This is a genomic window from Pseudoxanthomonas sp. SE1 (genome assembly GCF_029542205.1).
In the GTDB taxonomy this organism is placed as follows: domain Bacteria; phylum Pseudomonadota; class Gammaproteobacteria; order Xanthomonadales; family Xanthomonadaceae; genus Pseudoxanthomonas_A.
In genome coordinates, this window is record NZ_CP113783.1 from 1 (window position 1) to 24,683 (window position 24,683).

Here is a 24,683-nt window from a genome sequence, read left to right on the forward strand (position 1 = left end):
ATGGATGCCTGGCCCCGTTGCCTCGAACGCCTGGAAGCCGAACTGCCGGCCGAGGATGTACACACTTGGCTGAAACCCTTGCAGGCCGAGCAGCGCAGCAATGCCATGGTGCTGTACGCGCCCAACGCCTTCATAGTGGAACAGGTGCGCGAGCGTTACCTGGGTCGCATCCGCGAGCTGCTGGACTACTTCGTCGGCCACGACGACGTTTCGCTGGAAATCGGTTCGCGCAGCAGACCCGCCGACATCGGCATGCCGGTCGCGAACGGCCACGCCACACCCGGCACCGCGGCGCCCGCCGAGCCCTTCGCCGGCAACATGGACCTGCACTACACCTTCGATAATTTCGTCGAAGGCCGAAGCAACCAGCTCGGCCGCGCCGCCGCGTGGCAGGCCGCCCAGAAGCCGGGCGACCGTTCGCACAACCCACTGCTGCTGTACGGGGGCACGGGTCTGGGCAAGACGCACCTGATGTTCGCCGCCGGCAACGAGATGCGCCGGCAGAACCTCAATGCGCGCGTGCTTTACCTGCGCAGCGAGCAGTTCTTCAGCGCCATGACCAAGGCGCTGATCGAAAAATCGATGGACCAGTTCAAGCGCCGCTTCCAGCAGGTCGACGCGCTGCTGATCGACGACATCCAGTTCTTCGCCGGCAAGGACCGCACCCAGGAAGAGTTCTTCCATACCTTCAACGCGTTGTTCGACGGCCGGCAGCAGATCATCCTGACCTGCGATCGCTATCCGCGCGAAGTGGAAGGCCTGGAGCCGCGTCTGAAGTCGCGCCTGGCGTGGGGCCTTAGCGTGGCGATCGACCCGCCGGACTTCGAGACGCGTGCGGCCATCGTGCTCGCGAAGGCGCATGAGCGCGGCGCGCAGATCCCTGACGACGTGGCGTTCCTGCTGGCCAAGAAGATGCGCAGCAACGTGCGCGACCTGGAAGGCGCACTCAATACGCTGGCGGCGCGCGCCAACTTCACCGGGCGCGCCATCACCACGGAGTTCGCGCAGGAAACCCTGCGCGACCTGCTGCGCGCGCAGCAGCAGGCCATCAGCATCCCCAATATCCAGAAGACCGTGGCAGACTACTACGGTCTGCAAGTCAAGGACCTGCTGTCCAAGCGGCGCACGCGTTCACTGGCGCGTCCGCGGCAGGTGGCGATGGCCTTGGCCAAGGAACTGACCGAACACAGCCTGCCGGAAATCGGCGACGCGTTCGCCGGTCGAGACCACACGACCGTGCTGCACGCCTGCCGACAGATCCGCACCCTGATGGAGGCGGATGGCAAGCTGCGCGAGGACTGGGACAAGCTGATCCGGAAGCTCAGCGAGTAATCGCGGGTCGCCCTGCGGCGCATCCGCGTTCACGCGGTATCCGGGCCAGCGCTTCACGTTATCCGGCAAGCGAGGGTGTTCAGTGCGCGCGAACCGGGTGGGTGCCTGCTTCGCCTTTGTTGCCGTTTTCGTCTCGGAGGTTGTTGCTTCAGGCCGCCGCCGCACCCTGTGGCGACACTGTAGACAGGGCCGCAAATCGGGGCAACGCATAACATCGTGGACAAGCAGGCCGACCTTCTGTGGATAAGATGTGCGTGGAATCAGGCCGGAAAGTTGTCCACAGGTTTCTGCATAGGCACACCCGGCCCTGTCCACCGGGTTGCAGCAAGAAGAAGTTCAGAGAATTCATAAGGTTATGTAGGTTTTCCCGGATTTCGGGCCCTACCATCACCACCAGCTTTTAAGCTTTTAGTCTTTAAAAATCCAAAGCGAAGGGGCCCCAACACTCATGCGTTTCAGTCTGCAGCGCGAAGCTTTCCTCAAGCCCTTGGCCCAGGTGGTCAATGTGGTCGAACGCCGGCAGACGTTGCCGGTACTGGCAAATTTCCTGGTGCAGGTGCAGAACGGACAGCTTTCGCTGACCGGTACTGACCTGGAAGTGGAGATGATTTCCCGTATCGCCGTGGATGAAGCGCAGGACGGCGAGACCACGATCCCCGCACGCAAGCTGTTCGACATCATTCGCGCACTGCCCGACGGCAGCAAGGTGACGGTGAGCCAGACGGGCGACAAAGTCACGGTGCAGGCCGGTCGCAGCCGTTTCACGCTGGCCACCCTGCCCGCGAACGATTTCCCGTCGGTAGATGAAGTCGAAGCGACCGAACGCATCGAGGTGCCGGAAGCGACGTTGAAGGAGCTGATCGAACGGACCTCGTTCGCGATGGCCCAGCAGGACGTGCGCTACTACCTCAACGGACTGCTTTTCGACCTGAGCGAGCGGACCTTGCGTTGTGTGGCGACCGACGGCCATCGTTTGGCACTGTGCGAGGCGGAGCTTGAAGGCGCCGCTGTCGGCAAGCGGCAGATCATCGTGCCGCGCAAGGGCGTGAGTGAGCTGCAACGCCTGCTGGAAGGCGGCGACCGTTCACTGGAACTGGAGGTCGGCCGCAGCCACATCCGGGTCAAGCGGGACGATGTGACCTTTACCTCGAAGCTGATCGATGGCCGTTTCCCCGACTATGCCGCGGTGATCCCGATCGGCGCGGACCGCGAGGTTTTGCTGGATCGCGAGATCCTGCGTGCGGCCCTGCAGCGTGCCGCCATCCTGTCCAATGAGAAGTACCGTGGCGTACGCGTGGAAGTCTCGCCAGGCCAGTTGAAGATCAGCGCCCATAATCCGGAGCAGGAAGAGGCTCAGGAAGAGATCGAAGCCGACACCAAGGTGGACGGTCTGGCTATCGGCTTCAACGTGAACTACCTGCTCGACGCCCTGTCTGCCCTGCGTGATGAACACGTCGTCATTCAACTCCGCGACGCGAATTCGTCAGCTTTGGTGCGCGAGGCGAGCAGTGAGAAGTCGCGGCACGTGGTGATGCCATTGCGCCTCTGACTCCCTGTTCCACGTGAAACACGCGACTCGCCCGGCCCTGTGCCGGGCGATGTCGTTTATGGGCATCCGAGAGCGAATCGGTTGCCCGGGAACGCTGCACGATAGAATCGTGCGATGCCGCTGTCGTCCGCCTGCCCGTTGCCCCGCCTTTGCCGTTCACACGCCCAGCAGTCCTTGTCCAGACAGGGGACATCGACGTGGAGGTGACTCGTCTCGATGTAAGCGGGCTACGCCGATTCCAGCAGGTTTCAGTGGCCCCGGGACCGGGGCTGAATCTGATCACGGGCGACAATGGCGCGGGCAAGACCAGCCTGCTCGAAGCCCTCCACTTGATGGCGTACGGACGCAGCTTCCGTGGACGCGTGCGTGATGGGCTGGTCCGAACAGGAGCCGATGCTGTCGAAGTCTTCGTGGAGTGGCGCGAAACCAGCCGGGACCGTCTTCGCCGCGCCGGCCTGCGTCATACCGGCCAAGTCTGGACCGGTCGATTGGATGGCGAGAACGTCGCCCAACTCGGTGATCTTTGCACTGCGCTTGCGGTCGTCAGCTTCGAGCCGGGTAGCCATGCACTGGTTACTGGGGGAGGAGAACCCCGTCGCCGCTTCATCGATTGGGGCTTGTTCCACGTGGAACAGGGCGGCGAGGGAAGCTTCCTTCCTGTGTGGCGCCGGTATGCCCGGGCGCTCAAGCAACGAAATGCCCTGCTGAAGTCGGGCGCAGGCAGTGCTCAACTCGACGCCTGGGATCACGAAATGGCCGAAGCCGGTGAGCCATTGACGAGCCATCGTCTGCGCTATCTCGAAGCCCTGCAGGGCCATTTGTCTGCGGTGGCTGCCGAACTGGCGCCGTCGCTTGGTTCCGCGGACCTGCAGTTCCAACCCGGGTGGCGGCGCCACGAACTGACGCTGGCGGACGCATTGCTGCTCGCCCGGGACCGGGACCGGGCGACGGGTTACACCACCGTCGGCCCTCATCGGGCCGACTGGCGCATCGACTACTCCAGCCTGCCCCATCGGGAAACGCTTTCCCGCGGGCAGGCGAAATTGACTGCGTTGTGCTGCCTGCTGGCCCAGGCGGAGGATTTCGCAGTCCGGCGAGGCGAATGGCCGGTCATCGCCCTGGATGATCTCGCATCGGAGCTGGATCGACACCACCAGCGCCGGATTCTGGAGCGGCTGCTGGCGTGTGGTGCCCAGATCTTGATTACCGGCACCGAAGCCCCGTCCGGACTCACTGGCATGCAGGCAACGCCTACTGTGTTCCACGTGGAACAGGGCGCCATCACGCTCCCGGAGGTCGCCGGCAGCGGGGGCTAAGTGCGCACCAGTGCTATAATTCCGCGTTGAATCCCTTGGCCTGCGCGTGGCGCCCACCGACCCGGTGACGCGGCGCCTGCCATGCAGCCGACCCGAAGCGAATGACCGACGAAACGACCTCTTCTGCACCGAACGGCAACACGTACGACTCCAGCAAGATCACCGTCCTCCGGGGCCTGGAAGCGGTCCGCAAGCGTCCCGGCATGTACATCGGCGACGTTCACGATGGCACCGGCCTGCATCACATGGTGTTCGAAGTCGTCGACAACTCGATCGACGAAGCGCTGGCCGGTCACGCCGACAACGTAGTGGTGAAGATCCACGAAGACGGTTCGGTCTCGGTGTCGGACAACGGCCGCGGCATCCCGGTCGACATCCACAAGGAGGAAGGCGTCTCGGCAGCGGAAGTCATCCTCACGGTGCTCCACGCCGGCGGCAAGTTCGACGACAACAGCTACAAGGTTTCCGGTGGCCTGCACGGCGTGGGCGTATCCGTCGTCAATGCCCTGTCGTCGCACCTGTGGCTGGACATCTGGCGTGATGGTCACCACTACCAGCAGGAATACGCGCTGGGCGAGCCCACCTACCCGCTCAAGCAGCTGGAAGCTTCGGAGCGCCGCGGCACCACGCTGCGCTTCCTCCCGGCGGCTGAAATCTTCAGCGATGTCGAATTCCACTACGACATCCTGGCGCGCCGCCTGCGCGAACTGTCGTTCCTCAATTCCGGCGTCAAGATCACCCTGATCGACGAGCGCGGCGAAGGCCGCCAGGACATCTTCGAATACGAAGGCGGCATCCGCAGCTTCGTCGAGCATCTGGCGCAGTTGAAGACCCCGCTGCATCCGAACGTCATCTCGGTCACCGGCGAAGCCAGCGGCATCGTCGTCGACGTCGCCCTGCAGTGGACCGATGCCTATCAGGAAACGATGTTCTGCTTCACCAACAACATCCCGCAGAAGGATGGCGGCACTCACCTGATCGGCTTCCGTGCCGCACTGACGCGCACGTTGACCAACTACATCGAACAGAACGGCATCGCCAAGCAGGCCAAGGTCAATCTGTCCGGCGATGACATGCGCGAAGGCATGATCGCGGTCCTGTCGGTGAAGGTACCGGACCCCAGCTTCTCCTCGCAGACCAAGGAAAAGCTGGTCAGTTCCGAAGTGAGGCCGGCCGTTGAGAGCACGTTCGGTGCACGTTTGGAGGAGTTCCTGCAGGAACACCCCAACGAAGCCCGTGCCATCGCCAGCAAGATCGTGGACGCGGCCCGCGCCCGGGAAGCCGCGCGCAAGGCCCGCGACCTGACCCGTCGCAAGGGCGCGCTGGATATCGCCGGCCTGCCCGGCAAGCTGGCCGACTGCCAGGAAAAGGATCCGGCGCTGTCGGAACTCTTCATCGTCGAGGGCGACTCCGCAGGCGGTTCCGCCAAGCAGGGCCGCAACCGCAAGAACCAGGCTGTGCTGCCGTTGCGCGGCAAGATCCTCAACGTGGAACGTGCGCGTTTCGACCGAATGCTGGCCTCGGCCGAAGTCGGCACGCTGATCACCGCGCTGGGCACCGGCATCGGCAAGGACGAGTACAACCCGGACAAGCTGCGTTATCACCGCATCATCATCATGACCGACGCCGACGTCGACGGGTCGCACATCCGCACGCTGCTGCTGACGTTCTTCTACCGGCAGATGCCGGAGCTGATCGAGCGCGGCCATATCTACATCGGCCTGCCGCCGCTCTACAAGCTCAAGCAGGGCAAGCAGGAGCTGTACCTGAAGGACGATGCGGCGCTCAACGTGTACCTGGCCAACAACGCGGTCGAAGGCGCGTCGCTGATTCCCGCCGACGGCGAGCCGCCGATCTCCGGTGAGGCCCTGGAGAAGCTGCTGCTCGCCTTCACCACCGCGCGCGATGCCATCGCGCGCAACGCGCACCGTTACGATCCGGTGCTGCTGGAGTCGCTGATCGATTTCACCCCGCTCGATGCGGAGCACCTGCAGAAGAACATCGATGAACGACACGAACTGGCCGCACTGGAAGCCAAACTCAACCGGAGCAGCCTGGGCAGTGCGCGCTATGCGCTGACGCTGCAACCGGCCACCGAACAACGCCCCGCAGCGCTGCTCGCGACGCGGCGGCACATGGGCGAGGAACTTGTGCAGGTGCTTTCGCTGTCGGCCTTCGAGACCGGCGAACTGCGTCCGCTGCGCGAAGCGGCAGCGCTGTTGCACGGGCTCGTGCGGGAAGGCGCACAGGTCATCCGTGGCAACAAGGCGCAGCCGGTGGTTACCTTCGCCGATGCACAAGCGTGGCTGCTGGAAGAGGCCAAGAAGGGCCGCAGCATCCAGCGCTTCAAGGGCCTGGGTGAAATGAATCCGGAGCAGCTGTGGGATACCACGGTGAATCCGGATACGCGTCGCCTGCTGCAGGTGCGCATCGAGGATGCCGTGGCGGCCGACCAGATCTTCAGCACGCTGATGGGCGACGTGGTGGAGCCGCGTCGCGAGTTCATCGAAGACAACGCGCTCAAGGTTTCCAACCTCGACGTGTGACGTTTCGGAGGATGAGCCCGGTCCCCTCCTCCTCCCCGGTCGATCTGGGAGCGCCCGTCGCACGTCCATTGCGCGACGTGCTGCCGGCGTTCGCATTGGACGTGGTGCTGGCGGTGTTGCTTTCGTTCTCCGCCATGCTCCTGGGCTTGCTGGGATGGGCCGCCTGGCGCGGTGTGGAGCTGGCACGTGCGCACGGCGGCATGATCGACGCGCAGGCCCTGCAGGCGAATGTGGGCGCTCCGCCTGTCCTGTTCCTCATCGTGGCCACGCTCGTCAGCACCGGCGGGACAGCGCTGTTGCTGTATTTCTGGCGCCGACGCGCGACGATCCTCGAACGGAGCCAATCCCTGGCTAACGCGCGCCAGGCCCGGACCTGGTTCTGGGCGCTTGGTGCGGGGATTTCGACCTTCCTGTTCAGTGCACTGATGAGCGGATGCGGCCGCGCGCTGGGGCTGGAACTGGAACCCAGCAATCTGGACGTGATCAAGGCCGGATTCGCGCAATACCCCATCTTCCTGGGCCTGTTCGCTGTCGTCCTCGCGCCGGTATACGAGGAACTGCTGTTCCGCCGCGTCCTGTTCGGGCGGCTGTGGCACGCGGGTTGGCCCGTACTGGGCCTCGTGCTGAGCAGCCTGGTGTTTGCCCTTGTCCATGAAATGCCGGGCCTCAATGGAAAGCCGCCCTCCAACACGCTTTTCCTGGTCTTCGTCTATGCCGGCATGGGCGCCATGTTTGCCGGCGTTTACCGGGTGACAGGGACGCTATGGGCGCCGATCGCCGCGCATATCCTGAACAACGCCCTGGCACTGGTGGTCCTGCAGGTCTACGGTCAGACACAGGCTTAATGTGATTGACGAAAGTTTAAGACGTGTTTGCCCAGACTCCCGCTGTACGCAATATCACAGGGGGAGCGCATGAAAGCCTGGATTCTCGGAACCGTCGCTGCGCTCGGTTTGACGGCCTGCGCCACCACGACCTCGCCCACCGGGCGGACCCAGATGGTCGGCGGCGTCTCGCAGGCGCAGCTCGATCAATTGGGCGCGCAGGCCTTTGCCGAGACCAAGGCCAAGGAAACCCTGAGTCGCGACGCGCGACAGAACAGTTACGTCACCTGCGTGGTCAACGCACTCGTGCGCCAATTGCCCCCCGAGCAGCGCAGGGTCGCGTGGGAAACGGCTGTTTTCTCGGACAAGGAACCAAACGCTTTCGCACTCCCGGGAGGCAAGGTTGGCGTCAACACCGGCATTTTCACAGTGGCGAAGAACCAGGATCAGCTCGCGGCGGTGCTTGGTCATGAGATCGGCCACGTGATCGCGCGTCATCATGAAGAACGCATCACCCGTCAGATGGGAGCGCAGGCGGGCCTTGGCGTCCTTGGGGCGCTGGCGGGTGCGCGCTACGGCGATGGCGCCGCCAGCACGGTGAATCAGTTGGGTGGCATGACCGCGCAGGCGGCGTTCCTGCTGCCCGGATCGCGCACCCAGGAGAGCGAGGCGGATGTCGTCGGCCAGCGCCTGATGGCTCAGGCGGGCTTCGATCCCCGCCAGGCAGTCGATCTCTGGCAGAACATGATGGCCGCCAGCGGCAACCGTCAGCCGCAGTGGCTCTCTACGCACCCAGACCCCACCAACCGCATTCGCGAACTGCAACGCGATGCGCCCTCTCTCGTACCCACCTACGAGGCTGCCAGGAAGGCGGGAAATGCGCCGAAATGCGGCTGACACACGCCACGGTATTGCTGCTATGCAGCACCTGAAACGGTATCCGCACGCACCCGGTTTCTGTTAGTTTTGCCGGCCCCGCACGCAGGCGGGTTGGACCGTCATCCCCCGGATGGCCTGACGAGGTTTGAAGATGAAGCTCCGCATGCACAAGAAGTCCCTACTCAGCATGATGTTGCTGGCTGCCTTTGGCGGCGGCATCGTCGCCGACGCCGTGGCGCAGTCCGCACGGTCTTCCAATCGCAGTTCGCGTGAAGGCAGCCAGAAGGCGGAAGTCCGTTACCCCGACGCAACCCGCGAAGACCCCAAGACCAAACCGTCCAGCAAGATGCAGGGCAAGTTGAGCAAGCTGTTCAAGGCCTACGAGAAGGAAGACAACGACGCCGAAACGCTGGCGTTGGCCAAGGAGCTGTTGGCCGAACCGAATGCCAACGAATACGACAAGGCCATGGCTGCCCAGCTGGGTGGACAGGCGGCGTACAACCTGGATGACATGGTGACCGCCAAGCAGATGCTCCAGCAGGTGATCGACCTCAATGCGCTGGACAACAACGGCCACTACCAGTCGATGCTGATGCTGGCCCAGTTGCAGCTGCAGGACGACGAGTTCGAGCCGGGCATGGCCAATCTCAACCGTTATCTCGCAGAAACGAAATCCAACAAGCCCGAGGACCTGATCCAGAAGGGCCAGGCGCTGTACCAGATGGAGAAGTACGCGGAAGCCATTCCGGTACTCGAGCAGGCCATCGCCGCCACACCGGATCCGAAGGACAACTGGTACGGCCTGCTCCTGGCGTCGCTCATCGCCGCCGAGCGCCCTGCCGAAGCAGTGAAGATCGCCGAGCAGATGGCTGCCAAGAATCCGGCCGACAAGAAGGCCCAGCTCAACCTGGTCGCGACCTACCAGCAGGCGGACCAGTACGACAAGGCCGCCACCACGCTGGAGAAGATGCGGTCCGCCGGCCAGCTGACCGAAGAAAAGGAATACCGGCAGCTCTACGTGACCTACGCCAACATGGACGGCCGAGAGAAGGACGTGATTTCCGTCGTCAACGAAGGCCTGGAGAAGGGCTTGCTGAAGCCGGACCACCAGACCTTCCTGGCCCTGGCGCAGGCGTACTACTACTCCGAGCAGATCCCGCAAGCCATCGATGCGTGGCAGAAGGCTGCGCCCCTTGCTGCAGATGGCGAAACCTATCTGAATCTTGCGCGCGTCCTCTGGCAGGAAGGCCGTATCCCGGAAGCCAAGGTGGCGGCGCGAGCCGCGCTGGGGAAGGGTTTGAAGAAGCCGGACGACGCGAAGAAGATCATTGCGTTGCCGTAACGGGATTCGATGACACCGAAGGCCAATTAATCCATACGGATGATGGCATCGGGGCGCCGGATTGGTATAAGCTGGGGGTTCCGTCGGTGAAAACCACCGGCAGGACCCAGAATCGACGATGCGTCTCGGCGCTCGTATCAACCTTGAGTTAATTGGCGCATGGCTGAACAACTGGTCATCAACAGGTACCGGGAAGAAGAAGAGGACAACAGCCTCAACTGGCCCCGTATCATCGGTATTGCCTTCGTGATCGCATTGCACGCAGCGGCCCTGCTTGCGTTGTTGATCCCGGCGGTTGCTCCGCCGGCTGAAAAGAAGGAAGAGCGCCGCACTTCGGTCGTCATCGTCGACGCGCCGCCTCCCCCGCCGCCGCCGCCGCCGCCGCCGCCGAAGCAGGACACGCCGCCGCCGCCGGTCAAGAACCTGGCGCCGCCGAAGACCACCCCGCTGCCGCCGCCGCCGGAAGCACCGCCGGTCGACATCGCCGAGCCGCGTCCGACCGACATCGTCACCCCGCCGTCGCCGCCTGCACCGCCCGCGCCGACGCCGGACATCGGTGCCAGCGTCGACATCTCGTCGAAGAACATGAACCCGCCGCGTTACCCGCCCGCCGCCGCGCGCGCCGGTATCACCGGTACGGTCATCCTGATCATCGATGTGGATGCCAACGGCAACGTGACCAACGTTTCGGTGGAGAAGTCGAGCCGCAACCGCGACCTCGACCGTGCCGCGATCGATGCTGCACGCAAGTGGCGCTTCAATGCTTCCGTCGTAAATGGCCAGAAGTCAGCTGGCCGGGTCCGCGTACCGGTGGACTTCACGCTTTAAGAAGGAAGACGGCGGCCAACACCTGGGCCAAGGTCAACGTTCCATCCTTTCAGAACCGCAACACCCTCTATCAACACTTATATAAAGGTAAGCGTCATGCTGCAGGAAACCCTTTTTGCCGCCGCCGCCGGGGGCACCAACGCCGCGAATGCCTTGTCGCAGATGGGCTTCGAGCACATGATCAGCGAAATGATCAGCAAGCCCGGCGAGTTCATCGTCTCGTGGGTCGTGCTGCTCACCCTCGTCATCATGTCGGCCATGTCCTGGTACTGGACGGTCATCAACGTGCTGCGCAGCAGCCGCCTGAAGGGCCAGGCCGACCGCGTCACCAGCGCCTTCTGGGAAACCCCGAACGCGCAGGATGCCATCCGCCTGATGGAAGAGCAGCCGAAGAACGAGCCGTTCTCCAAGATCGCGCTTGACGCTGCCCAGGCTGCCGCGCACCACCAGCGCGCCGAAGGTTCCGCCGCAGGCCTGGGCGAAACCCTGAGCCGCTCGGAGTTCGTCGACCGCGCACTGCGCCAGGCCGTGACCCGCGAGAGCACCAATCTCCAGGGCGGCATGACGCTGCTGGCCACCGTCGGTGCGACCGCGCCGTTCGTGGGTCTGCTGGGTACGGTGTGGGGCATCTACGGCGCCCTGATCCGCATCGGTGCGACCGGCCAGGCCTCGATCGACGCCGTTGCCGGCCCGGTGGGTGAAGCGTTGATCATGACCGCGATCGGTCTGTTCGTCGCCATCCCGGCCGTGTTCGCCTACAACTTCTTCAGCAAGACCAACTCGGCGACCATCGCCAAGTTCGACACGTTCGCGCACGACCTGCACGACTTCTTCGCCACCGGCTCGCGCGTTCGCTGAGCCGGCGGTACAAGCAGTCAACGCAACGTTCTAGACGGAGCCCGTCATGGCTTTCAGTAGTGGTAATAGCAGCGGCCCGATGGCCGAGATCAACGTCACGCCCCTCGTGGACGTGATGTTGGTGCTCCTGATCATCTTCATCATCACGGCGCCGCTGATGTCGCACAAGGTGAAGATCGAACTGCCCGAAGCGAACCTGATACAGGATCCGGCGGACAAGCTGGCGCCGGCGACCCCGCCGATCACCATTTCCGTCAAGGAGAATGGTGACCTGTACTGGGGCGATGAGCCGGTGACCAAGGAGATCCTGGAATCCCGCCTGTCCAGCGTGGCCCAGCTGCAACCGCAGCCGAAGCTCAACCTGCGCGGCGACAAGACGACGAAGATGGGCACCATCGCCGAAGTCACCAAGATCGCGCAGGGCCAGGGCATGCTGGACATCGGCTACGTGGCCACGAAAGAGAAGGGGCAGTAAGCCATGGCATTCAGCAGTGGTGGAAGCAAGGGCCCCATGGCCGACATCAACGTCACGCCCCTCGTGGACGTGATGCTGGTGCTGTTGATCATCTTCATCGTGACCGCACCGATCATGACGTATCCGATCGAAGTGGCCCTGCCGCAGCGCGTGATCAACCCGCCGCCGCAGGTGCGTGAGCCGCCGCCGCCGATCGATCTGCGCATCGAGGCCGATGGCACGGTCTACTGGAACAACAGCCCGGCGAATGTTGCTGATCTCCAGCAGAAGATGGAAGAGGAAGTGCAGCGTGATCCGACCAACCAGCCGGAGCTGCGCATCGAAGCCAATTCGGAATCGCACTACGACGTGATGGCCAAGGTGTTGGCCGCTGCGAAGAACGCGCAGATGATGAAGATCGGTTTCGTACAGTAATCCTGACGCGAAAGACGCCTTTGAACGCCGCCCCCTGGGCGGCGTTTTTCTTTGGGAGCGCACTGGCCCCTCTTGTGGCGACGCCGCGGGCGGCGTAGCGTCAGAGCCACGGTCCCGACAGAAGGAGGTGTGCCATGGCGTTCTCCGTTCCCGCAAGCCGTCGTGAACTGGCCGAGATCAACATCACTCCGCTCGTGGACGTGATGCTGGTGCTGCTGGTGATCTTCATCGTCACCGCACCGCTGCTCTCGCGCCCCATCGACACGATCCTGCCCCAGCCCGTCCGGGGAGAAGTGACCGAGCCGCCGAATGATCTGGTCCTCAAGGTCGGGCTGGCGGGAACGTACACACTGGATGATCGCCCGGTATCACTCGCCGACCTGCGTCTCCGGCTCGAGGACGCTGTCCTCGCTGATCCGCGGACGGTCTTGCAGGTGGAAGCCGCAGGCGGGGCCGACTACCAGCAGCTGGTCAGCGCGCTGGCCCAGGCAGAAGCAAGCGGCCTGGACAGCATCGTGATGCGGAACTGACGACCGGACGACGGCGCGCCGGTCGTCGCTCAGCGACCGGCGCTGACGGTATCCCCGCGTGTCGCATGCAGGATGGACAGGTAGGCTTCCACCGTGCGCTCGAGGCCGGCGTACAACGCCTCGCCAATCAGCGCATGACCGATGGAGACCTCCAGGACGTCGGGTACCGCCGCCAGGAATTCCCCCAGATTGTCCTGGCTCAGGTCGTGCCCGGCATTGACGCCCAAGCCCAGGGCGTGAGCTTCGCGTGCGGTGTGGGCGCACAGCGCCAGCGCGGTTGGCGCGTCGCCACGCGCGGCGGCTTCGGCGAACGGGCCGGTATAGATTTCGATGCGATCCGCGCCAACACGGGCGGCTTCAGCCAGGCCTTCGCAGCCTGCGTCGACGAACAGGCTGACGCGACAGCCCATCGCCTTCAGTTCGGCGACGAATGACTGCAGGCGATCCATGTCGCGACTGAAATCGAAGCCATGGTCTGACGTGATCTGCCCATCGCCGTCCGGTACCAGCGTCGCCTGCGCCGGACGCACGGCGTCGCACAGGGCAAGGAACCCGGGATAGCCCTCGCGGGGCGGGGCGAAAGGATTGCCCTCCAGGTTCAGTTCGACGCCGCGCTCGCGCGTCAGTGCCGACAGCGCATGCACGTCCGCAGTCCTGATGTGCCGCTGGTCCGGCCGCGGGTGCACGGTGACGCCATGCGCGCCTGCGGACAGGCATGTGCGGGCGGCACGCACCACGTCCGGCTCCGAGCCGCCGCGCGAGTTGCGCAGGACGGCGATCTTGTTGACGTTGACGCTGAGCAGGGTCACGAAGCAGGGGGTTCCGTGGGGGGGGCCGCGTTGCGGCGCGCCTCGGCCACTTCGCGCAGGCGGCGTAGCTCGGCCGGATCGATCATCTGCGACGGATCCTGGCTGCTCTCACCGATGCGACGTGCGTACCAGCTGACGATCCAGAGCAGGAACAGGACCAGCGAGGCGAGCAGCGACATCACCATCACAGGCGTGGAGGTCACGGAAAAGCCGAGATACAGGGCGCCGACCGCCATCAACAGGAACAACCAGTGCATCGTCCACCCCCGGAGTTGGTCGCGGCATATTACCGCCTCCGGCACGGCACAAAAACGGCCGTGCTTCACAGCAACGGCGACATCAGGCGGGCCAGCGCCTCGGGCAGCCGATGCCGCCAGAGCGAGCGGTCGCGCTGCAGCTTCACGGGTTCGCTGGCGGCGATCTCGCCCTCGAGCCACTGCGCCAGCGTGCCGGCGACGCCCCGGTCGCGGAACATCATCGAGATCTCGAAATTGAGGCGGAAACTGCGGTGGTCGAAGTTCGCGCTGCCGATGACCGCCATGGCGTCATCGCAGAGCAGCGCCTTGCTGTGCATCATCCGCGGTCCGTACTCGTAGACCTTCACCCCTGAGGCCAGCAGCTCGTCGAAGTAGGACCGTGCGGCCAGCGTCACCAGCCTCGAATCACTCACTTTCGGAACCACCAGCCTGACATCCAATCCGCCCAGCGCGGCCGAGGTCAGCGCCATGCGTGCCGCCTCGCCCGGCACGAAGTAAGGCGTCACCAGCCACACGCGCCACTTCGCTTCGTGGATGGCGGCCACCTTCATGCGATGGATCGGCTCCCATGCCGAATCCGGCCCCGACACCAGCGCCTGCGCGGCGATGCCGCCCTGCACGTTCGCATCGCTCGCGCTCCACAGGCGCGTGCCCTGGAAATCCTTCCGTTGCTGGCCTGTGGCGTAGACCCAGTCTTCCACGAACACCTGCTGGATGCTGCGGACGATCTCACCTTCCAGGCGCAGGTGCAGATCGCGGTAGGCATCGTCGCGCAAGGACTCGTCTTCATCGTCGGTGACGTTGATGCCGCCGGTGAAGGCGATGCGACCGTCCACCACCACGATCTTGCGATGGGTGCGCAGGTTGAGCCAGGGCCGGGTGAAGGGCCTGAACCTGGTCGGGTGGAACCATGCGTACTCGCCGCCGGCTTCCACCAGCGGTTGCAGGGCGCGCTTCTTCAGTCGGTTGGAGCCCACCGCGTCCAGCAGCAGGCGGACCTTCACGCCCTCGCGTGCCTTGGCCGTCAGGGCGTCCAGCATGCGCCGCCCGGTGCGATCGCCATTGAAGATGTAGTACTCGACGTGGATATGGTTGTCGGCCGCCGCGATCGCGTCCAGGATCGCCTGGTAAGTGGCGCAACCGTCGACCAGCTGTTGCACGGACGTGGCAGTGGAAGGCGGCAACCCCGTGATCTTCTGCGCGAGCATCGGCAGTTCGGCGCTGTTGCCATCGATGGGCGCAAAGACTTCGTAGCGGTCGAGACTTTCGCGCGAGCGCGTGCGGCGCAACTGGTGGCGCTTGATCCGCTGCGGCCCCAGCAGAAAGTAGATCAGGTAGCCCACGTAGGGCAACAGCGCAAGCGACAGCAGCCAGCTGAGCGTGGCGACCGGTTCCCGCTTCTGCAGGATGATCCAGGCGCACAGCGGCACCAGATAGAGCAGCCAGGCCACCGTGACCCACAGCTGCAGGTTCGGCACCGAGCCAAGCGTGTCCCAGAGGGAGGTCAGAGTGTTGCGCATGGGGCGATTCTATATGCCGTGTCGCGAACGCTGCGACGCGCAGGCGTAAGCTCGCCGGCATGACGACATCGCGACTGCCAGGCATCAAGGGACGGGGATCCACCACCTACCTGCCCGGTCGGTTCGCCGTGACCACGCCGGAATCGGTCGACGACGGCTGGCACGAGGCCGACACCGAGGGCGAACCCGCCTCCACGCCCCGCACCCAGCTGCATGAGGAAGTCGCGCGCAGCGTCATCACCCGCAACCAGTCGCCGGACATCCCGTTCGAACAGTCGTTGAACCCGTACCGTGGCTGCGAGCATGGCTGCAGCTACTGCTTCGCTCGCCCCTCGCACGCCTATCTCGACCTGTCGCCCGCGCTGGATTTCGAAACCCGTATCTTCGCCAAGACGAACGCACCGGAGATCCTGCGCAGAGAACTGTCCAAGCGCGGTTACCAGCCCAGTCCGATCGCTGGGTATCAACACCGACGCCTACCAACCGGTCGAACGGAAGCTGCAACTGACCCGCCGCATCCTGGAAGTGCTGGCGGCGACGAAACATCCGGTTTCGCTGATCACCAAGAACGCCCTGATCGAACGCGACCTTGATCTGCTGGCGCCGATGGCACGCGAGAACCTCGTGCACGTCTACCTGTCGATCACCACGCTCGACAATGGTCTGTCCTCGCGGCTGGAGCCGCGCGCGTCAGCGCCGCACAGCCGGTTGAAGGCAATGAAGCGGCTCAGCGACGCGGGTGTGCCGGTCGGGGTGATGTTCGCACCCGTGATTCCGTGGGTGAACGACCATGAGCTGGAGGCGGTGCTCGAAGCAGCCCGCACCGCTGGCGCCACCGCGGCCGGCTACGTGCTTCTGCGCCTGCCCCATGAGGTCGCGCCGCTGTTCCGCGATTGGTTGCAGACCCACCTGCCGGATCGCGCCGCGCACGTGATGAGCACCGTGCAGCAGCTGCGCGGCGGCAAGGATTACGACAGCCGGTTCGGCACGCGCCTGCGTGGCGAAGGTGTCTATGCGGACCTGCTGTCGCGCCGTTTCGCCCTCGCATTGAAGCGCTTCGGCTTCGAGGGTCGGCGCCACCCGCCGTTCGATTGCACGCGCTTCGTGCCGCCGCGCGTCGCTTCGCCACAGGGCGAGTTGTTCTAGGTCCGAAGGACCAGCACGCTGCGACGATCGGTCACGGGGCAAGCGCCGGGCGCATATGGACAATCCATCGTCCCTTCCTGCGCATGCCCGCGATGATCCAGTCCCTCTACCTGGCTGGCCCCGACATCTTCCGTCCTGATGCCGTTGAGCGAGGCAAACATCTCAAGGGGCTGTGCACGCGGCATGGCTTCGAAGGGCTGTTTCCGCTCGACGCCCAGGTCGCTGGCCATGCCACTGGCGAACCCATGGACACCGCGCGCTGGATCTACCGTGCCGACATCGGCCTGCTGGATGCCGCCGATGCGGTGCTGGCCAACCTGGACTTCTTCCGCGGTGCGGAACCGGACAGCGGCACCTGTTTCGAAGTCGGCTACGCGATCGCCCGCGGCAAGCCGGTCTACGGCTACGTGCCCGAAGACGGCAGCCTGGCCGACCGCATCCGCGCACGCTGCCCCGAGTACCTCGGCGCCAATGCCGGAAACGATGCTCAGGGCTGGCAGCTGGAGGAATTCGGCCTGCCGCTCAACTTGATGCTGGCAGTGCCATGCATGATGGTGGTGGGCGATGCCGACGCCGCTCTGCAGAGGCTGCGGCGCGACCTCGATGCGCAGCGGAAGATTGCCTGAGCCGAACGCTCAACGCCCGCCGTACAGCCGTTCCGCGCGCTGGAACAAAATCCAGCTTGTCGCGATGTACTTGTCGCCGTGGAGCGGCCGATTGCCGCGATGCGTGTGCGTGAACGCCGTGGGCGCGATCAGCAGGCTGCCGGTGCGCGGCACGATCTTGCGCTGCTGGTGGAAGAACTCGGTTTCGCCCTCGCCGAAGCCATCGTTGAGATAGATCGTCCACAGCACGTGCCGGTGCAGGGTTTCCGCATCGGCCGCTTTCGGGAACAGCTCGCAGTGCCAGTACGGGTATCCGCCTTCGCCGGCGGAATATCGCTGCAGGTTGATGCGGCCCGGCACGAAGACCTTCATCACCAGTTTCATCAACGCGGCATCGTCCATGCCTGCGACATCCTCGTAGCGCAAGCGGCGCAGCTGCCCGTCCGCATCCGGCTGCTGCAGCATCAGCGGCGCGATCAGGCTGAAGGGATAGGTGCGCAGGTACTGCTGCAGGCCGGTGAGCACGGCCAGGTTGAGGCGCTGCTCCACGTCGCGCCAATCTGCCTGGCCGCTGATGCTGATGTCGCGGCTGTGCTTCAGCTCGGGGTACAGGCCACCACCGACGCGTCCGGGTTGATCCTGCCCGCTGGCGTCGAAGCGCGCGACGATCGCGCGGCAGGTACCCGCATCCAGCGCGTCGGGGTAGACCTCGATGAAGTCGGACGGATCGGGTGTGGGCGTCATGCCCGGATTCTAGCTGTCCGCCCGCGCGTTGCCGTCATGCGGCCGCGGTGTCGTGCGCCAAGTGATAACCGACCGCCGCCTCGACTTCCTTCCTTGATCCTAGGAACACCGGCACGCGCTGGTGCAGCTGGGTCGGCCGCAGCGACAGGATGTCTTCGCGTCCGGTGCTGGCAGCGCCGCCAGCCTGCTCGACCAGCATGCCCATCGGGTTGGCTTCGTACATCAGGCGCAGTTTGCCGGCCTTGCCCGGGTCCTTGCGGTCCCACGGATAGATGAAGATGCCGCCGCGGGTCAGGATGCGGTGCACGTCGGCCACCATGCTGGCGATCCAGCGCATGTTGAAGTCCTTACCGCGCGGGCCTTCCGTGCCGGCCAGCAGGTCGCTGACATACGCCTGCATCGGCGCTTCCCAGTGGCGCTGGTTCGACATATTGATGGCGAACTCCTTCGTCTCCTCCGGGATCCGCATGTCGCGCTGGGTCAGCATGAAGGCGCCCTGTTCGCGGTCCAGGGTGAACGCATGGGTGCCGTTGCCGGTGGTGAGCACCAGCATCGTGCTGGGGCCGTAGATGCAGTAGCCGGCGGCCACCTGGTCGCGGCCGGGCTGCAGGAAATGCTCGTCGCCCGGGGTGGTCACGCCGTCCGGGCTGCGCAGCACCGAGAAGATGGTGCCCACCGAGACGTTGACGTCGATGTTCGAGCTGCCGTCCAGCGGATCGAACAGCAGCAGGAAGCCGCCGCGCGGATAGGCGTCCGGGATCGGCTGGCTGTGATCCATTTCCTCCGACGCGCACGCCGCCAGATGTCCGCCCCAGGCATTGGCCTCCAACAGGATGTCGTTGCTCAGCACGTCCAGCTTCTTCTGCGCCTCGCCCTGCACGTTGCCGGTGCCCGCGTCGCCCAGCACCCCGCCCAGCGCGCCCTTGCTGACCGCGATGGAGATGCTGGTGCAGGCGCGGGCCACCACCGCGATCAGCTGGCGCAGGTCGGCGCTGATGCGACCGGCGCGCTGCTCCTCGATCAGGTAGCGGCTCAGCGAGACGGCGGATGGAGCGGAAGCGGGCATGATGGAGTCCACGGCGAAGGTGCGCGCATTGTCCGGGTTGACGAGACCAATGCAAGACCAGTCGCTATGCTCAGGGTCGGAAACAGGAACGACGCGATGGACGAAGCAACCCCGGAAACCTGGCTGGCGCTGTCCTCGGCGCTGGGCCTGGGCCTGCTGATCGGACTGGTGCGCGAGCGCCGCCCGGGACGCGCGCATGCCATCGCCGGCCTGCGCACGCATGCGCTGGTGGCCTTGGCTGCCGCGGTCGCCATGTCGCTCGGTGTCCCCGTCCTGCTGGTGGCGCTGGCGCTGACCGGCCTGCTCGCCGCCATGGGCTACCGCGCCACGTCGGCGGACGATCCGGGCCTGACCAGCGAGGTCACACTGGTGCTGACGTTCCTGCTCGGCGCCATGGCCATGCGCACGCCCGCGCTGGCCACGGGCCTGGCGGTGGTGGTGGCGGTGCTGTTGTACGCCAAGGAGCCGCTGCACGAGCTCACGCGCGAGACCTTCAGCGAGCGTGAGGTGTTCGATGGCCTGCTGTTGCTGGCGTCGGCCCTGGTCATCCTGCCGATCCTGCCGGACCGTCCCATCGGTCCTTACCAGGCGATCAACCTGGCCACCATCTGGAAGCTGGTGGTGCTGGTGATGGCGGTGAGTGCGCTGGGCCACGTGGTACTGCGCGTGATCGGCAACCGCTGGGGCCTGGCGGCGGCGGGCTTCTTCGCCGGCTACGTCTCGTCCACCGCGGCGACCATCGGCTTCGGCCAGCGGGCGAAGGAAAGCCCGTCGCTGCTGCGTTCCGCGGTGGCCGCGGCGCTGTTGTCCAACCTGGCCTCGCTGACCCTGTGCGTACCCATCCTGTGGGCCGTTTCGCCGCCGCTGGTGCGCGACCTGCTGCCGGAGCTGGGCGCCATCGGCGCGGTCCTGCTGGCCGGTGGCCTGCTGGGCCTGCATCGCAGCGAGGACGATGCGGTGAAACCGCCGACGTCTGAAAGCCGCATGTTCCGCTTCGGCCAGGCACTGGGATTCGCGGTGCTGGTCGCGGTGCTGACCTTCATCGCCGCCGCACTCGCCGCCTGGATCGGCCCCCGTGGCGCGATGGCCGCCGCCGCGATGTCGGCGATGGCGGAACTGCACGCGGCGGTGGCCACGCTGGCCAACCAGTTCTCGCGCGGCGGACTGGAGGCATCGGAAGCACGCTGGTGGATGCTGGCGCTGCTGGGCGCCAGCCTGGTCGCGAAGTCGGTGATCGCGTGGGTCAGCGGTGGGGCGGCGTATGGACTGCGCGTGTCCGCGGGGCTGATGGCGGCGCTGGCGGCGGGTGCGGCGATGGTGGCGGTGTTCTGACACCGTCGCTTCTCTGTAGGAGCGACGAGAGTCGCGACCGCGAGAATGATGCGCCATGAAGATGTGAATGCCGAGCAGCTGTCGACGCCGCACCTCGCGTGATGGTCATTCCACGCCTTGGAACGCGTGCGGTCGCGACTTACGTCGCTCCTACAAAAAGGCGTTCGCGTCAGATGATCCGCAGCGTGATCGCCTTCAGCACCGCCCGCGTGCGGTCACGCGTGCCCAGCTTGTCGAGGATGATGGAGACATAGTTCTTCACCGTGCCCTCCGCGAGGAACAGCGTGCGCGCGATTTCCTTGTTCGAGTATCCGCCCGCGAGCAGGCGCAGGATCGCGACCTCGCGTTCGCTGAAGGTGTCGCTGGGCGGGGCTTCGTCACGGAAACGGAAACGTGCCCGCACCGGGTCCGTGCTGACCGGCTGCAGCAAGGTCTCGCCGCTGGCGACGCGTTGGATGGCATCGTGCAGGTCTTCCGGCGCGGCATCCTTCAACAGGAAGCCCTGCGCACCCGCTTCGGTGGCGCGCAGCAGCAGGTCGCTGTCGTCGAAGGTGGTCAGCAGCAGCACCGGCGTGCGGTCGCCACGTTCGCGCAGCCTGATCAAGGCTTCGATGCCATCGACGCCCGGCATGCGGATGTCGCTCAGCACCACGTCCACCGGTTGCGCTTCCAGCTTGGCGACCAGGTCCGCGCCGTCGTCGGCTTCGAACACCACGTCCACCTGCTGCGCTTTCAACAGGGCGCGCAGGCCGGCGCGCACCAGCGCCTGGTCATCGGCAAGGGCGACCCGCACGCTCATGCAGGCAGCCTCACGTCCAGGCGCAGGCCGCCGCTCGCACTGCTGCCCAGGCGCATGTCGCCGCCCAGTGCGGCGACGCGCTCGCGGATGCCCGACAGGCCGTTGCCTTCACGCATGCCGCCCTTGAGCTTGCCATCGTCCTCGATGCGCAGGCGCATGTTCGTATCCTCGTTGCTCAGCGAAACCGTCAACGTATACGCGTTCGCGTGCCGTGCGGCGTTGGTCAGGCATTCCTGCACGATGCGCAGCAACGATTCCGCCATCGCCGGATCGTCGATGCGGATGTCTTCCGCGATATGCAGATCCAGCGCCGGCCGTGGCAGTGGCGCGGCGAGGGCACAGATCGCGGTCTGAAGGTCCAGCCCACGGGAATCGCGCAGGGCTTGTACGACGCTGCGGATATCGTCCAGCAGTTCGGTGGACAACTGCTGCGCGATGCGGACTTCATCGCGCGCGGCGAAAGCGGGATCGCTGGCCAGTGCGCGCAGGTTGAGCTTCATCGCCGTGAGCTTGTGTCCGGCCACGTCGTGCAGCTCGCGTGCCACGCGCAGGCGCTCGGCATCACGCGCGCTGTCGGCCAGCAGCGCCCGCGTGGCCAGCAGGTCCGCATTGACCAGCGCCAACTGGTCGCGTGATTCCTCGGAGCGGCGCGCGTAGTGCACGCACAGGCCGGCGAGCGCCTGGAAGCCGATATTGATCAGCGTCATCGTCAGTGGCGCACCGAACCCGTGGTGCACCATCAGCGCGTAGAACGCCACGTTCAACACCAGCGCGGCACCCACGACCCAGCGGGGCGACAACACGTTGACCGCGCACGCCACCCAGACCACCAGAAGCACCTGTGCGGTGCCCACGCGCGGCGTCAGCCAGGCCAGCAGCAGCGCGAGGCAGGCCATCGCCACCAGGGCGACCCGCCGGTGCCGCTCCCAGGTGTCCGGTGCCAGTGCGAACAGAAGGAACCCCAGCGCATAAGCCGCCAGCGCGGCGGCCGCGGCCGGCAGCACCTCCGGTGGCAGGAAGCGCAGACCCAGCGACACGGCCGCCAGCGTGAACACCCCGGCCAGGGTCATGGGTTCGCGAATTCGGGTCAGGGCGGTCCACATGCGCCCATGCTGTCGTCCGCGCTGCGCCGACACAATGGGTCTGGCGCAAGTGGTGACTTCCGGCAGGTCAGCGGGAGCCCGTCAGAACGCGTCGCCCGGCACGCGCACGGTGCCTTCCATCAGCACGCGTGCGCTGCGGCTCATCACCGCCTTCGTCACCGCCCAGGCACCGTCCACCTGCTTGACGTCGGCGCCCACGCGCAGCGTGCCCGACGGATGGCCGAACACCAGCACGTCGCGCGTGCCGCCGCCTGCCGCCGCATTGACCAGCGTGCCCGGCACGGCGGCGGCGGTCGCAATGGCCACCGAGGCCGTACCCATCATCGCGTGATGCAACTTGCCCATCGACATGGCGCGCGCCAGCAGGTCGATGTCCGCCGCATGCACGGGCTTGCCGCTCGACGACACGTAGTCCTTCGGCGGCGCGACGAAGGCGACCTTCGGCGTCAGCGGACGCTTCGCCGCGGCCGCGACATCGGCGACCAGGCCCATGCGCACGGCGCCATGCGCTCGGATCGCCTCCAGTTTCGCCAGCGCGTCCTTGTCTTCGTTGATGGCGCCCTGCAACTCGGTGCCGTCGTAACCGAGTGCGGCTGCTTCGACGAAAACCACCGGCACGCCGGCATTGATCATCGTCGCCTTGAACACACCCACGCCGGGCACGTCGATTTCATCGATGAGATTGCCGGTAGGAAACATCGCGCCACCGCCGTCGCCATCGCCCTCGTCCGCGGGATCGATGAACTCGAGCTGCACTTCCGCCGCCGGGAACGTCACGCCATCCAGTTCGAAGTCCCCGGTTTCCTGCACTTCGCCGCCGGTGACCTGCACGTGGGCGACGATGGTCTTCTGGATGTTGGCCTGCCAGATCCGCACGGTGCACAGGCCGTCGCGTGGCACGCGCGAAGGGTCAACCATGCCGTTCGCAATCGCGAACGGACCGACCGCCGACGACAGGTTGCCGCAGTTGCCGCTCCAGTCGATGAAGGCTTCGTTGATCGGCACCTGTCCGTACAGATAGTCCACGTCATGGCCGGGCTGGCTGCTCGGCGAGATGATCACTACCTTGCTGGTGCTGGACGTCGCCCCGCCCATGCCGTCGGTGTGCTTGCCGTACGGATCGGGTGAACCGATCACGCGGCTCAGCAACGCATCGCGTGCCGGTCCCGATGCCTGCGCTCGTTCGGGCAGGTCCTGCAGGCGGAAGAAGACGCCTTTCGACGTGCCGCCGCGCATGTAGGTGGCGGGGATGCGGATCTGGGGGGCTTGGGACATGGAAATCACCGATGACTTTGATGGTGGTACGACTCAGAACAAGGAGGATTGCGTTGCAGGTGGATCGATACCTTGTGCCTGGTGATTGGTAGCGGGGATCCCTATAGCTACGAGGTTATCGGGCGCTGGCCATTGCTGCCCGAGCTTGATTGCCGGAGTTAACGGGATGTTGTCGAACGGGCTTGTGGCCCTGTAACTCAGGGTAATGTGCGGCGTTACGCCGGTCGCGATCTGGCCGAATCCTGCGTCGGTCAGCGAACGCTGAATGGACGCCAGTAGTTCTTGGAATGCCTTGGGATTGCCGTAGGCACGCAATGTGCAGTGTTGTTTCGCAGTCGCGAGATCCGGCCCTTCGATGCGATTGAACAGCAGCGTGCAGGCGTGTGCCGAGATACGGTCACCGACCCGAAGCAACGCATCGCGATCCCTCGTCGTCGGATCGAAAACTCGTCCCGAGAAGGACTGATGCCAGTTTCCGGAGGGAAACAGGGCTGTTCCAAGCTTGCGTATCAGTCCAATGGAGATGAAACGCTGCAGCACGTCCTCCGACCACGCGACCGGAGGCAGTGCCGCGAAAAAAATGCGGGGCTGAGAACGTCTTATCACCTGATGACCACGTATGAATGCTTGGTCACAGCATCACGCCCCGTCCGGAATCTCCGGCTCCACCAGCTTCGCCAGCAGTTCCAGCGATTCCTGCCAGCCCTGGTAGCAGAAGTCGACCGGGATCGCGGCGGGAATGCCTTCCTGTACGACGTTCAGTTCGGTGCCGGCGATGCTCTTCTTCAGCGTTACCGTCACGTGCATCTGCCCGGGCAGTCCGGGATTGTCGAACTGGTCGGTGTAGCGCAGCAGCTCATTCTCGACCAGTTCCACATAGGTGCCGCCGAACGAGTGGCTGGAACCGGTGCCGAAGTTGGTGAACGACATGGTGTAGCCGCCGCCCACGCGCGCACCCATCGAATGGACCTTGCCGGTGAACCCGTGCGGCGGCAGCCACTTCACCATCGCATCGGGATCGAGGAAGGCACGGTAGACGCGCGACGGCGGCGCGCGCAGCACGCGGTGCAGGCGGACGGTGCCGGGGGTGGCGTTGTCGGACATGATCGGACTCCTGTGCGTTGGGTGTACCGA

At 65.2% G+C, this 24,683-nt stretch carries 24 protein-coding genes and 1 pseudogene; 15 read left to right on the forward strand and 10 right to left on the reverse strand.

Annotated elements, in window-relative coordinates; all coding sequences use genetic code 11:
* From dnaA to OY559_RS00060, 12 genes are all read left to right on the forward strand, one after another.
* Positions 1-1,332 (forward strand): chromosomal replication initiator protein DnaA, encoded by a 1,332-nt coding sequence (gene dnaA / locus OY559_RS00005; RefSeq protein WP_277728004.1) that lies wholly within the window; start codon positions 1-3, stop codon positions 1,330-1,332.
* A gap of 448 nt (positions 1,333-1,780) precedes the next feature.
* Complete coding sequence (dnaN, locus tag OY559_RS00010; protein ID WP_277728005.1) at positions 1,781-2,881, forward strand: DNA polymerase III subunit beta; 1,101 nt, start codon at positions 1,781-1,783, stop codon at positions 2,879-2,881.
* A 197-nt stretch (positions 2,882-3,078) separates the two neighbouring features.
* Positions 3,079-4,197, forward strand: coding sequence for a DNA replication/repair protein RecF (gene recF, locus OY559_RS00015; protein ID WP_343228741.1), 1,119 nt, complete (start codon positions 3,079-3,081; stop codon positions 4,195-4,197).
* A 101-nt stretch (positions 4,198-4,298) separates the two neighbouring features.
* Complete coding sequence (gene gyrB / locus OY559_RS00020) at positions 4,299-6,743, forward strand: DNA topoisomerase (ATP-hydrolyzing) subunit B (RefSeq protein ID WP_277728006.1); 2,445 nt, start codon at positions 4,299-4,301, stop codon at positions 6,741-6,743.
* 101 nt (positions 6,744-6,844) lie between these two features.
* Positions 6,845-7,588, forward strand: coding sequence for a CPBP family intramembrane glutamic endopeptidase (locus OY559_RS00025; RefSeq protein WP_277730072.1), 744 nt, complete (start codon positions 6,845-6,847; stop codon positions 7,586-7,588).
* Between the two features lie 69 nt (positions 7,589-7,657).
* Entirely contained in the window at positions 7,658-8,464 is an 807-nt protein-coding gene (locus OY559_RS00030) for a M48 family metallopeptidase (protein ID WP_277728008.1), read from the forward strand.
* A gap of 133 nt (positions 8,465-8,597) precedes the next feature.
* Positions 8,598-9,788, forward strand: coding sequence for a tetratricopeptide repeat protein (locus OY559_RS00035; protein WP_277728009.1), 1,191 nt, complete (start codon positions 8,598-8,600; stop codon positions 9,786-9,788).
* A 159-nt stretch (positions 9,789-9,947) separates the two neighbouring features.
* Positions 9,948-10,616: an energy transducer TonB gene (locus OY559_RS00040; RefSeq protein ID WP_142122859.1), complete on the forward strand. Its 669-nt coding sequence runs from the start codon at positions 9,948-9,950 to the stop codon at positions 10,614-10,616.
* Between the two features lie 96 nt (positions 10,617-10,712).
* Entirely contained in the window at positions 10,713-11,474 is a 762-nt protein-coding gene (gene exbB, locus OY559_RS00045; protein WP_142122860.1) for a TonB-system energizer ExbB, read from the forward strand.
* Positions 11,475-11,520: 46 nt separating this feature from the next.
* Complete coding sequence (locus OY559_RS00050; RefSeq protein WP_277728013.1) at positions 11,521-11,949, forward strand: ExbD/TolR family protein; 429 nt, start codon at positions 11,521-11,523, stop codon at positions 11,947-11,949.
* A 3-nt stretch (positions 11,950-11,952) separates the two neighbouring features.
* Positions 11,953-12,363: an ExbD/TolR family protein gene (locus OY559_RS00055; RefSeq protein ID WP_192203093.1), complete on the forward strand. Its 411-nt coding sequence runs from the start codon at positions 11,953-11,955 to the stop codon at positions 12,361-12,363.
* Between the two features lie 134 nt (positions 12,364-12,497).
* Positions 12,498-12,893, forward strand: coding sequence for an ExbD/TolR family protein (locus OY559_RS00060; protein ID WP_277728014.1), 396 nt, complete (start codon positions 12,498-12,500; stop codon positions 12,891-12,893).
* A 29-nt stretch (positions 12,894-12,922) separates the two neighbouring features.
* Here OY559_RS00060 and OY559_RS00065 read toward each other — a convergent pair whose 3' ends face one another.
* From OY559_RS00065 to cls, 3 genes are all read right to left on the reverse strand, one after another.
* Positions 12,923-13,702 carry a pyridoxine 5'-phosphate synthase gene (locus OY559_RS00065; protein ID WP_277728015.1) on the reverse strand — a complete coding sequence of 260 codons (780 nt, stop codon included), beginning with the start codon at positions 13,700-13,702 and terminating at the stop codon, positions 12,923-12,925.
* Positions 13,699-13,959, reverse strand: a complete 261-nt coding sequence (locus tag OY559_RS00070) for a hypothetical protein (RefSeq protein ID WP_277728016.1) — start codon at positions 13,957-13,959, stop codon at positions 13,699-13,701. Before OY559_RS00070 ends, OY559_RS00065 begins: the two co-directional genes overlap by 4 nt.
* Positions 13,960-14,024: 65 nt before the next feature.
* Positions 14,025-15,479: a cardiolipin synthase gene (cls, locus tag OY559_RS00075; protein WP_277728017.1), complete on the reverse strand. Its 1,455-nt coding sequence runs from the start codon at positions 15,477-15,479 to the stop codon at positions 14,025-14,027.
* 59 nt (positions 15,480-15,538) lie between these two features.
* On the opposite strand from cls, the pseudogene OY559_RS00080 reads away from it, so the two are divergent.
* Together OY559_RS00080 and OY559_RS00085 are read left to right on the forward strand one after the other, a co-directional pair.
* A pseudogene (locus OY559_RS00080) lies at positions 15,539-16,625 on the forward strand (PA0069 family radical SAM protein).
* Positions 16,626-16,717: 92 nt separating this feature from the next.
* Positions 16,718-17,251, forward strand: a complete 534-nt coding sequence (locus OY559_RS00085; protein ID WP_277728018.1) for a nucleoside 2-deoxyribosyltransferase — start codon at positions 16,718-16,720, stop codon at positions 17,249-17,251.
* 9 nt (positions 17,252-17,260) lie between these two features.
* Here OY559_RS00085 and OY559_RS00090 read toward each other — a convergent pair whose 3' ends face one another.
* Positions 17,261-17,974: a 2OG-Fe(II) oxygenase gene (locus OY559_RS00090; protein ID WP_277728019.1), complete on the reverse strand. Its 714-nt coding sequence runs from the start codon at positions 17,972-17,974 to the stop codon at positions 17,261-17,263.
* Between the two features lie 34 nt (positions 17,975-18,008).
* On the reverse strand, positions 18,009-19,040 hold the full coding sequence (locus tag OY559_RS00095; protein WP_277728020.1) for a class 1 fructose-bisphosphatase: 1,032 nt from the start codon (positions 19,038-19,040) through the stop codon (positions 18,009-18,011).
* A gap of 96 nt (positions 19,041-19,136) precedes the next feature.
* Between OY559_RS00095 and OY559_RS00100 the strand changes: the two genes are divergently transcribed.
* The gene (locus tag OY559_RS00100) at positions 19,137-20,372 is read left to right on the forward strand and encodes an MgtC/SapB family protein (protein ID WP_277728021.1); all 1,236 of its coding nucleotides are present in this window, start codon (positions 19,137-19,139) and stop codon (positions 20,370-20,372) included.
* A gap of 169 nt (positions 20,373-20,541) precedes the next feature.
* Here the strand turns inward: OY559_RS00100 and OY559_RS00105 are convergent, their stop codons facing one another.
* The 5 genes from OY559_RS00105 to OY559_RS00125 form a co-directional block, all read right to left on the reverse strand.
* Complete coding sequence (locus tag OY559_RS00105; RefSeq protein ID WP_277728022.1) at positions 20,542-21,171, reverse strand: response regulator transcription factor; 630 nt, start codon at positions 21,169-21,171, stop codon at positions 20,542-20,544.
* Complete coding sequence (locus OY559_RS00110) at positions 21,168-22,274, reverse strand: sensor histidine kinase (protein WP_343228743.1); 1,107 nt, start codon at positions 22,272-22,274, stop codon at positions 21,168-21,170. Before OY559_RS00110 ends, OY559_RS00105 begins: the two co-directional genes overlap by 4 nt.
* 81 nt (positions 22,275-22,355) lie before the next feature.
* Positions 22,356-23,549 (reverse strand): 2-methylaconitate cis-trans isomerase PrpF, encoded by a 1,194-nt coding sequence (gene prpF, locus OY559_RS00115; RefSeq protein ID WP_277728024.1) that lies wholly within the window; start codon positions 23,547-23,549, stop codon positions 22,356-22,358.
* A 33-nt stretch (positions 23,550-23,582) separates the two neighbouring features.
* On the reverse strand, positions 23,583-24,089 hold the full coding sequence (locus tag OY559_RS00120) for a hypothetical protein (protein WP_277728026.1): 507 nt from the start codon (positions 24,087-24,089) through the stop codon (positions 23,583-23,585).
* Positions 24,090-24,188: 99 nt separating this feature from the next.
* A complete protein-coding gene (locus OY559_RS00125) occupies positions 24,189-24,653 on the reverse strand; it encodes an SRPBCC family protein (RefSeq protein WP_277728027.1) in 465 nt (154 codons plus the stop codon).
* Between the last annotated feature and the right edge of the window lie 30 nt (positions 24,654-24,683).